Consider the following 10,297-nt stretch of genomic DNA (forward strand, 5'->3'; position numbering starts at 1 on the left):
CACCGATCGACCGTGTACTACGCACGGATCCCACCGATTTTTCACGGCTTCGCGCGCCGTGCCCTACAGCCTAAGCGAGTGAGCGTCATCCGAATGGCTAGTTACCAATGAGCGAACGGACGAGTCTCTTCTCGACGCCGCCGCCTCCGCCCTGGTGAGCAGGGTAGTGAACCGCGCTGCGCCACGGGCCGGTGACACCCAGTCGCCAGAAGTTTCCACCAGCCGGGTGTCGGGCCGCTCCAGCCAAGCCAGAATCCGCTCCGTCTCCTCGGCCGACGCCGCCGGGACCGGGCCCGGTCCGGGTAGGACCGTCTCGGCCGTCGCGCGCGCCAGGTCGAGCGTCGGACGCGGGTGCAGCCGGGGCGGCGACGTCGCCGCGGCGGCCAGCCGCCCGTGCCGCACCACGATGATCTCCCATCCGTATGCGTCGTTGCGCCGGGCGGCGACCAGTTCGCCCAGGCTGGTCAGCGCGCCCAGCCGTTGCATGCGGACGGTGGCACGCAACAGCGCGACCAGCCGGGACCTGATCACCGCCGCCTCCTCGTAGCGCTGGCGCAGCGACAGCGCCTCGATCCGGGCCAGCAGGGCCTCCACCAGCGGCTCCGGGTCACCGTAGGTCGCCGTGCGAAAGGGCAGGGCGGCCCGGGCGCCGTATTCCTCCGGGGTGATCTCGTGCTCGCAGGGCGCCGGGCACCGGCCCAGCTCGGCCAGCGCGCACGCCGGCGTGATCGTCCTGGTCGAGAGCTTGTGCGTGCACTGGCGCAGGGGCACGGCGTCGTAGACTCCGGCCGCGGCCAGCTCGGCCGTGCGGCGCGAGGAGAACGGGCCGAGATAGGCCGCGTCGTCGTCGGCCAGCTGACGGACCACCGAGAGCCGCGGGAACACCTCGGCGGTCAGCTTCAGCCAGACCATCCGCTCCGGGTATTTCGACCTGCGGTTGTAAGGCGGGGCGTGCGCCGCGATCAGCCGCAGCTCGCGCACCTCGGCCTCGAGCGAGTGCGCGCACTCGACCGCCTCGACCCGGGTCGCCGCGCCGATCATCTCCGACATCCGGGCGCGCTTCTCGCTCGCGGTGAAGTAGCTGCGCACCCGGGTGGCGATGTCGACCGACGTGCCGACATAGAGCGGGCGCTCGTCGGCGGCGCGGAACACGTAGACGCCCGGAACGTGCGGGAGGTCGTCGGCGAGGTGGCGCTTGCGGCGCTGGGTGGGTGTCACCGCCTTGGCGAACTCGATCGCGTCGCCCAGGGTGTGGACCTTGAAGCTGCCCAGCCGCTCGATCAGGCCGTGCAACACGTCGACGGTGGCCCGGGCGTCGTCCAGGGCCCGGTGGGTGGGCTGGACGGCCGCGCGGAAGAACTGCGCGAGGGTGCCGAGCTTGCGGTTGGGCACCTCGTCGCGGGTCAGCGCCCGGCGGGCCAGCGCCGCGGTGTCCAGCACCCGCAGCTGCGGCCAGGTGTGGCCGTGCCGGGCGCAGGCCGCCTTGAGGAAGCCGACGTCGTAGGGCGCATTGTGCGCGACCAGCACCGCTCCGCGCAGGAATTCCAGCAGGCTCGGCAGCACCGCCTCGATCGGCGGCGCCGGCGCGAGCATCGCCTCGGTGATGCCCGTCAGCACCGTGATGAACGGCGGCACGCGCTCACCCGGGTTGACCAGGGTGCCGAGCACCCCGAGCTCCTCGCCGGCGCGCACCTTGACCGCGCCGATCTCGGTGATGCCGGCGCCGTCGGGTGCGCCGCCCGTCGTCTCCAGGTCGAGGACCACGAACGTCGTGTCTCGCAGGGACAGCGCCGCCGGGTCGACGGAGCCGTCGGCGCTCAGGAGGGTGTCCAGAGTGCCCTGCACGTATGCGGGTTGTGCCACGACGGGCAATTTAAAGAGGGGGTATGACAAACTTCAGGGCGGCGGGGGAAAAGATCATTTGCTACCGCAAGCTTTTCCGCAGCCCACGGTGGGAGAATAGAGAAATGCCCGCGCCGTCGCCCTCCGACGACCGCCCCATCGAGGAGGCGGTACCCGCGGACGACCCTGTCCGGGCCGGGGGACCCGATCCCTCCCGCGTGCTCGATGCTGATTCCGGCCTTTCCGCGGAAGCGGACACCGCGCCCGATCTTGGTCCCGCGCCTCCCGCGCCTTCCGCGCCTTCCGCGGAGGATTTCGTGCCCTCCGCGGGGGATCCCGCGCACTCCGCCTCCGTGGCGGATTCCGGGCCTTCCGCGGGGCGTGCTGCGGCCTCCTCGGTGGCGGATACCGTGCTCGATGTCGATGCCGCCCTCGCCGCGGCGGCGGAGACCGTGCCGGAGCCGACGCTGCCCGAGGCCGTGCGGCAGCGGATCACCGCGCTGACCGCCGCCGCGCTGCCGGGAATGCCCGCCGACGAGATCCCGGTGCCGCTGCGGCGGGTCGCCCGGTTCGCCCCGAACCGCCGGGCCCGGCTCGGCGGCCCCGCGATCGCCGCCCAGCTCGCCGCGGACCCGCTGTTCCGCCAGCGCATCAGCGGCCGCATCGTGAGCGAGGTCGGCGACCTCGGCGCGGCGGTCGCCGGCGGCCTCGCGCCGGCGGCGGCCGACCCGGTGGAGGTCGCGGCGCTGGCCTACCTGGTCAGACCGGACGGCTGGCGCGACCTGATCGAGGCGGTCGGCGAGTCGGTGCGCGCCGACGCCGACAGCGCCGCGGTCGTCGGTCAGGTCCGCGAGGCCGAACAGCGGGCGGCCCGCGCCGAGCACGATCGGGCGGTCGCCAAGGTCGAGGCCGACAAGCTCCGCGACGAACTGGCCCGGGTACGCGAGGAACTCGGCCAGGTCCGCGAGGAGGCCCGGACCGCGTCCCGCGCGCTGCGCGAGACGCAGGCGGCGCACAAGCGCGCCGCCGACCTGCTGGCCACCGAGAAGGGCCGCGCGGCCAAGGTCACCGCGGACCACGACGCGGAGCTGCGCCGGCTGCGCACCCGGCTGGCGGAGGCGGAGGCGGCGGCCGCCTCCGGCAAGCAGAGCGCCAAGGACGCCCGCTCCGCCGACGACGCACGCCTCTGGTTGCTGCTCGAGACGATCGGGCAGGCCGCCTCCGGCCTGCGCCGGGAGCTGGCGCTCGGGCCGACCGACAAGCGGCCGGCGGACTTCGTCGCGGACGCGGCGGCGGACCGGCCCGGCGCCCTGGAGCGGTCACGCCCGCGCGCGCAGGACACCGACGATCCGGGCCGGCTCGACCAGCTGCTCGCCCTGCCCCGGGCGCACCTGATCGTCGACGGCTACAACGTCACCAAGCGAGGCTTCGCCGAGATGTCGCTCGAGCAGCAGCGCAAGCGGCTGATCACCGGCCTCGGCGGCATCGCCGCGCAGACCGGCGACGAGATCACGGTGGTCTTCGACGGCGCCGAGCGGGTGCACGGGCTGCCGCCCGCGCCGCGCGGCGTACGGGTGCTCTTCTCGCGCAAGGGCGACACCGCCGACGAGCTGATCCGCCAGCTTGTCCGCGCCGAGCCGCCGGGCCGCCCGCTGGTGGTGATCTCGTCGGACCGCGAGGTCGCGGACGGGGTGCGCCGGCACGGCGCGTACCCGATGGGTGCCGACTCCCTGCTGCGGCGGCTGTCCCGGTCCTGATTTTTGTCATACCCCCTCCATAGCGTGACTGTCACCGATGGTGGTCGGTCCGCGACAGCTCTCCTCTTCCCCCTGCGCGGGCCGCACCGCCAGGCTGAGGAGGAAACGATGATCATCGACTGCGGGCGTTGCGCCGAGCGGCGCGATGAGTGCAACGGATGCCTGGTCAGCACGCTTTACGACACCCCGGACGGCATCGCCGACCTGACGCCCGGCGAGCTGCGCGTGCTCGAGACGTTCGAGCTGGCCGGCTTCGAGGTCGAGCTGATCGAGACGCCGCCGCCACCCGTCGAGGTCCCGTTCTACCCGCGCCGCAGCCACGTGGCGTGATCACCTCTCTAGGATGGGCGGTCATGACGAGCGGACCGGACCGATGACGCCCCGCCAGTGCGCGGCGTGCGTGCTCGGCGTGCTGGTCGTGGCGCTCGTCGTCTACGCCGCGGTGGTGATTCCGTGGCACCGGCCGCCCGCGCCGCGGGCCGACCAGCTGGACGCCCTGGGCCGGCTGCCCGGCGAGCAGGTGCGGCGGGCCAGGGCGTTCCACGCCGAGCTGCGCCCGGCGTCTTACGGCGCGCTCGCCACGGGGCTCGTCGCCGCGCTGGTGCTGGGGCTCACGCCGCTGGGCGCGCGCCTGGTGTCGTTCGCCGGGCGCCCGTTCGGCGATCACTGGATCGCGCAGGCCGTGCTCGGCGGACTCCTCGTGGTGCTGGTCATCGAGGTGATCACGCTGCCGTTCGCGGCGTGGCGCCACACGATCGTGGTCCGCTACGGCATCTCCACCCAGAGCTGGGGCGGCTGGGCGGCCGACATGGCCAAGTCCTATGCGGTCGGTGCGGTCATCGGCGGGCTGACCCTGCTCGGCTTCTACACGGTGACCCGGCTCGCGCCACGCTGGTGGTGGGCGTTCGGCGCGGCGGGCGCGGCCGCGCTGGTCGTGCTGCTGTCGTTCGTGCTGCCCGTGGTCGTCGAGCCGATCTTCAACCGTTTCACGCCGATGGCCGAGGGCCCGCTGCGCACCCGGCTGCTGACCCTGGCGGAGCGCGACGGCGTGCCGGTCCGCGACGTGCTGGTCGCCGACGCCTCGCGCCGCACCCGGGCCGTGAACGCGTATGTGTCCGGGTTCGGGCCGACCCGGCGCATCGTGGTCTACGACACGATGCTGACCGAGGCGACGCCCGACGAGGTCGTCTCGGTCACCGCACACGAGCTGGGCCACGCCAAACGCGGCGACGTGTTGACCGGCACGATCATCGGCGCGCTCGGCGCCGCCGCGGCGGTGATCGTGCTGTTCCTGCTCGGCTCGCTGGGCTGGCTGCTGCGGGTGGCCGGCACCGCCTCGATGGGCGAGCCGCGCACGATCGCGCTGCTGCTGGCGCTGGTCACCGTCGCCGGCCTGATCGGCGGCCCGATACAGGCGCTGGTCTCCCGGCGCGTCGAGGCCCGGGCCGACGCCCACGCCCTCGACCTGACCGGCGACGCGGCGACCTTCGAGGCGATGCAGCACCGCCTCGGCACCGTGAACCTCTCCGATCCCGACCCGCCGACCTGGGAGTACCTGATGTTTGCCTCGCACCCGTCCACGGTGGAGCGGATGGCCGCCGCGCGCGCGTACGCCCGCGGGGAGCGCTGATGGGCCGCACCCTGCTGGTCACCAACGACTTCCCGCCGCGGCCGGGCGGCATCCAGCAGTTCGTGCACAACCTCGCGGTGCGCCAGCCGCCGGGCTCGGTCGTCGCCTACGCATCCACCTGGAAAGGTGCGGAGAGGTTCGACGCTGAGCAGCCGTTCGAGGTCGTCCGCGAGGACACCGGCGTACTGCTGCCGACGCCCGCCGTCGCCCGGCGGGCCGCCGAGATCGCCCGGTCGCACGGCTGCGACAGCGTCTGGTTCGGCGCGGCGGCGCCGCTCGGACTGCTGGCCGACGGGCTGCGACGCCGCTCGGGCATCGAGCGCGCGGTGTCGCTGACGCACGGCCACGAGATCGGCTGGGCGGCCCTGCCGGGCGCTCGGCAGCTGCTGCGCCGGACCGCGCGCGGCAACGACGTGGTGACCTACCTGACGGAGTTCCAGCGGGTACGCCTCGATCGCGCGCTGCACGGCCTCACCGACCTGGAGCGGCTGACGCCGGGCGTCGACGTCGAGACCTACCACCCGGGCGTCGACGGCTCGGCGGTGCGCGCCAAGCACGGCCTGAGCGACCGCCCGGTGATCGTCTGCGTCTCCCGCCTGGTGCCGCGCAAGGGCCAGGACATGCTGATCCGCGCCCTGCCGACGATCCGCCGCCGGGTCCCGGGCGCGGCCCTGCTCATCGTCGGCGGCGGCCCGTACCGAAAGAAGCTGCGCGAGCTGGCACGCGCCGAGGGCGTCGAGTCCGACGTGGTCTTCACCGGCTCGGTCCCGTGGGAGGAGCTACCCGCGCACTACGCCGCCGGCGACGTCTACGCCATGCCGTGCCGCACCCGCGGCGCCGGCCTCGACGTGGAGGGCCTCGGGATCGTCTACCTGGAGGCCTCGGCAACCGGGCTCCCGGTGGTAGCGGGCGACTCGGGCGGGGCGCCGGACGCGGTACGCGAGGGCGAGACCGGCTTCGTGGTCGGCGGCCGCGACGTACCGGCGATCGCGGGACGCCTCGCCGACCTGCTGGCCGACCCGCTACGCGCCAAGGAGATGGGCGCGGCCGGCCGATCCTGGGTCGAGCGCGAGTGGCGCTGGGAGACCAAGGCGGCCCGCCTGACCGACCTGCTACGCCCGACCTGACGCCGAGATGAATGAGTAATCACTCCTCGTATATGAATGGACACGTCACGTGAGTGAGGCGTAGGAACGGCTGAGAGCCCACGGACGGGAGCCGCCGATGCGGGACGCCATCCGGCAGGACGCCACCCACGAACAGGACTCAAAACAGGAGGCCGACGAGCCGGACAGGGGTAGCGAACCGGCGGCCGGAACAGGGCTGGCCGGCAACCGGCCCACTTCCGGTCCTGCTGCCGCTCCCGGTTCCGCTCCCGGTTCCGCTCCCGGTCCCGCTCCCGGTCCCGGTCCCGCTCCCGGTTCCGGTCCTGGTCCTGGTCCTGGTTCCGCTCCCGCTCCCACTTCCGGCGAGGCGATGGGAGTCGGTGGCGAGAGTGAGTGGTCCGATGGCGAAGAGCTCGCTCTTCCGTACTGGCTGACCAGCACTGAGGAGGCCGCCCACACGACCTTTTTGCGGATGTTTCGGCGGCTGCCGCGGCTGCTTCGGTCCGCCTGGTCGCTTGCGTGGCAGGCCAGCCGGGGTACCACCGTCGCCGTCGCCGTGCTGCAGCTGACCGCCGGGGTCGCCAGCGCGGTCGGGATCATCAGCGTCGTCGGCGTGTTCGATGGGCTGCTCCGCGACGGGCCCACGCCCGAACGGGTGCGTGCGGCCGTACCGTCGCTGCTTCTGCTCATCGGGGCCCTGGCCGTGCGGGGCCTGCTCAGCTCGGCCGCCGCGGCGGCCAACGGGCGTCTGTCGCCCAAGGTCTACGAGGCCGCGGAGATGCGGCTGCTTGAGCTGACCACCCGGGTCGATCTGTCCACGTTCGACGATCCCGGATGGCGCGACGCCATGGAACGTGCCCGCGACCGCGGTATCTCCGCGGCGCAGCAGCTCGTCGACCGGGCCATCGAGCTCGGTACCAACCTGATCGGCCTCGCCGCCGCCGCGGGCGTGCTTGCCGTGCTGCATCCCGTGCTGCTGCCGCTGCTCGTGCTCGCCGTGCTGCCCATCGGGTGGGCCGCGGTCCGGTCGGCGCGGCTCGGGTACCGGCGGGTGCTGCGGCTCATCGCCGTCTGGCGGCGGCAGCGGATGCTCGCCGAGCTGCTCGCCGCCCGGGAGCCCGCGCCGGAGCTGCGGGCCTTCACGCTGCGCGAGTACCTGCTCGCCGAGGTGCGGCGGCTGCTTGCCGTCTCGACCAGCGAGGAGATCCGCGTCTCCGGGCGCCAGGTGCGCACCACCCTCGTCGGCACGGCGTTGAGCGGCGTCGCCACCGGGGTCACCTACGCCACGCTGCTCTGGCTGCTCTGGACCGGCCGCATGGAGCTGGCGGCCGGCGGCGCTGCCGCGTACGCGATCAGTATGGGTATCGGAAAGCTCACCGAGCTGGCCTTCACCGCCAACCGGGTGTTCGAACAGGGTCTGTATTTCGCCGATTTCCAGGGGTTCTGCGACCTGTCGCGGGCCCGCACCGAGCCGGCGCCCGGCCGGGCCGCGCCGGCGCTGCTTCGGGAGATCCGGCTGGACGGCGTCACGTTCAGCTATCCCGACGCCGAACGGCCCGCCGTCCGCGACGTCAGCATGACGCTGCGGCGCGGGGAGATCATCGCGCTGGTCGGCGAGAACGGCTCCGGCAAGTCCACCCTGGCCAGCCTGCTCGCCGGGCTCTACTGGCCGCAGGCCGGCACGATCCGCTGGGACGGCGTCGACCTCACGGCCTTCGACCCCGACACGGTTCGCGGCCAGGTCGCGGTCGTGATGCAGGAGCCGACCCGGTGGCCGCTCTCCGCGCGATCCAACATCACCATCGGCCGGTACGAGCGCGGCGTCGACGCCGCGCTCGTGCTCGAGGCGGCCCGGGCCGGCGACGCGCACGACTTCGTCATGGAGCTCGCCCGGCAGTACGACACGCTGCTCTCCCGGCACTTCACCGACGGCGCGGACCTCTCCGGCGGGCAGTGGCAGCGGCTCGCGGTCAGCCGGGCGTTCTACCGCGACGCACCACTGCTGATCTGCGACGAACCAACCGCGAACCTCGACGCCCGCGCCGAACACGAGGTCTACCGCCGGCTGCGCCACCTCGCCGCCGGCCGCACGGTCGTGCTGATCACGCACCGGATGGCGAGCGTGCGCGAGGCCGACCGGATCTACGTGCTGGACCACGGCACGGTGGCCGAGGAGGGTGACCACGGGTCGTTGATGGCCGAGGGCGGGATCTACGCGCAGCTGTTCGGGCTGCAGGCCAGCGCCTATCAGGCGGCGTCGTAGGTCACATCGCGGCGCGGCTGCGCGGCGTGCCAGAGTGGGCGGATGGACACCACCGGCCTGATCGTCGTCGCGGCGGTCCTGCTGCTGGGCACCGCCGCGGGCCTGTGGCGGCGCCGCGCCGACGGGCGCCTGCGCCCCGCGAAGGCCCCGGCCTCGGCCGTCGCGCCGCCGCCTCCCGCCGCGGTCTCGCGTAGTGGTGTGGTCTCGCCTGGTGGTGCGGTGCCGTCTGGTGGTGTGATCTCGGCTGGGGACGCGGTGGCGTCTGGTGGTGTGGTTCCGGCTGGGGACGCGGTGGCGTCTGGTGGTGTGGTCCCGGCTGGGGACGCGGTGGCGTCTGGTGGTGTGGTTCCGGCTGGGGACGCGGCGCCGATCGGCGTGGTTTCGTCGCTGGGCGTGGCGGAGTCGCCTGAGGCGACGGTCGCGCCGCTGGAGGCCGCGGGTGGTGCCGATCCGAGCGCTGCGGGGGAGCGGATCGACCCCGTGCTGCTGCAGGCGCTCGGTGTGCGGCCCGCGCCGGCCACGCTGCTGCAGTTCTCCTCGGCGTTCTGCGCGCCGTGCCGAGCGGTGCGGCGGATCAGTTCCGAGGTCGTCGGCCTGCTGCCGGAGGTGCAGCACGTCGAGGTCGACGCGGAGAGCCACCTGGCGGCGGTGCGTGCGCTCGGCATCTGGCGCACCCCGACGCTACTGGTGCTGGACGCCGAGGGCCGGGTCGCCAAGCGCGCCACCGGCGTCCCTGGAAAGCCGCAGCTCATTGCGGCCCTGGCCGACCTGCTGCCGGCGCGCTAGATCCCCGTCCGGCTCGCGGCGGGCCGGAGGCGTTGGAGGTCCGGCCCTGGCCGCGTTTGCGGCCGACGGACACGATTCGCTGAGGTGCGGACGCGCCCGCGACTTTTCTAGGCGCGTTGTGACCTTGAGGTGCGCTCGTGGAGGTTTGAGCGGCGCTGCGAGCGGAACCGGGATCCGGCCCTGGCCTGCGAATTTGCACCCGCGCGCCGGTGATGGGACTCACTACGACGGCGATGCCCCGGCATGCCAGGCTCAGAGAATGCAGCTTGATCCGCGTGGGCCGCGCTTTGCCGCGGTGCTGACCACCGTCGTCCTCGCCGTTGTTCTGGCGACCGGCTGGGGCTGGCTCGCGCTCGCGCAGACGATCGTCTTCGCGATCACGGCCGCCGACCCGCGCCGCGGGCCCTACGCCCTCGTCTACCGGGCTCTCATCGCACCGCGGCTCGGTCCGGCGACGGAGCGGGAAGACGCCGCCCCGGTGCGCTTCGCGCAGCTTGTTGGTTTCGCCTTCCTCGCGGTCGCGTCGATCGGCTATCTCAGCGGCGCGGCGGCGCTCGGCATGGTGTTCACCGCTTTCGGTCTCTTGGCGGCGTTCCTGAACGCGGCATTCGGTCTCTGCCTCGGCTGCGAGGCCTACCTCGCCGCTCGCCGCCTGACGGCCGGCCGCGCCTGACATCAGGTCCCCCGGCCCGAGGCCGAACGGCTGGCGGCTGCGGCCAGGCCGTGTTTGATGGCATGTCGTGCCTGGCGCCAGATCATCCGGCCTGAGGCTGAACGGCCGGAGACCGCGGCGAGGCTGCGTTGACGGCGGGTCGCGTTTGATGGCATGTCGTGCCTGGCGCCAGATCATCCGGCCTGAGGCTGAACGGCCGGAGACCGCGGCGAGGCTGCGTTGACGGCGGGTCGCGTTTGA

Annotated in this window: 8 protein-coding genes; 7 read left to right on the top strand and 1 reads right to left on the bottom strand. The window is 73.3% G+C overall.

Annotated features, from left to right (window positions below; all coding sequences use genetic code 11):
* Nucleotides 1-63 precede the first annotated feature (63 nt).
* Nucleotides 64-1,863, bottom strand: a complete 1,800-nt coding sequence (locus tag ACIBSW_RS14595) for a DEDD exonuclease domain-containing protein (RefSeq protein ID WP_354717102.1) — start codon at nt 1,861-1,863, stop codon at nt 64-66.
* Between the two features lie 104 nt (nt 1,864-1,967).
* On the opposite strand from ACIBSW_RS14595, the gene ACIBSW_RS14600 reads away from it, so the two are divergent.
* From ACIBSW_RS14600 to ACIBSW_RS14630, 7 genes are all read left to right on the top strand, one after another.
* On the top strand, nt 1,968-3,599 hold the full coding sequence (locus tag ACIBSW_RS14600) for an NYN domain-containing protein (protein ID WP_354717100.1): 1,632 nt from the start codon (nt 1,968-1,970) through the stop codon (nt 3,597-3,599).
* Between the two features lie 108 nt (nt 3,600-3,707).
* Nucleotides 3,708-3,929 (top strand): hypothetical protein, encoded by a 222-nt coding sequence (locus tag ACIBSW_RS14605; protein ID WP_354717098.1) that lies wholly within the window; start codon nt 3,708-3,710, stop codon nt 3,927-3,929.
* 43 nt (nt 3,930-3,972) lie between these two features.
* Nucleotides 3,973-5,229, top strand: coding sequence for a M48 family metallopeptidase (locus tag ACIBSW_RS14610; RefSeq protein ID WP_354717096.1), 1,257 nt, complete (start codon nt 3,973-3,975; stop codon nt 5,227-5,229).
* Nucleotides 5,229-6,356 carry a glycosyltransferase family 4 protein gene (locus ACIBSW_RS14615; protein WP_354717094.1) on the top strand — a complete coding sequence of 376 codons (1,128 nt, stop codon included), beginning with the start codon at nt 5,229-5,231 and terminating at the stop codon, nt 6,354-6,356. The genes ACIBSW_RS14610 and ACIBSW_RS14615 overlap by 1 nt, the downstream gene beginning before the upstream one ends.
* A 451-nt stretch (nt 6,357-6,807) precedes the next feature.
* Nucleotides 6,808-8,598: an ATP-binding cassette domain-containing protein gene (locus ACIBSW_RS14620; protein ID WP_354717092.1), complete on the top strand. Its 1,791-nt coding sequence runs from the start codon at nt 6,808-6,810 to the stop codon at nt 8,596-8,598.
* A gap of 42 nt (nt 8,599-8,640) precedes the next feature.
* A complete protein-coding gene (locus tag ACIBSW_RS14625) occupies nt 8,641-9,384 on the top strand; it encodes a thioredoxin family protein (protein ID WP_354717090.1) in 744 nt (247 codons plus the stop codon).
* Between the two features lie 259 nt (nt 9,385-9,643).
* Nucleotides 9,644-10,057 carry a DUF4395 domain-containing protein gene (locus tag ACIBSW_RS14630; RefSeq protein WP_354717089.1) on the top strand — a complete coding sequence of 138 codons (414 nt, stop codon included), beginning with the start codon at nt 9,644-9,646 and terminating at the stop codon, nt 10,055-10,057.
* The last annotated feature ends 240 nt before the right edge of the window (nt 10,058-10,297 follow it).

This window comes from Actinoplanes sp. NPDC049668 (assembly GCF_044465445.1).
Classification (GTDB): Bacteria; Actinomycetota; Actinomycetes; order Mycobacteriales; family Micromonosporaceae; genus Actinoplanes.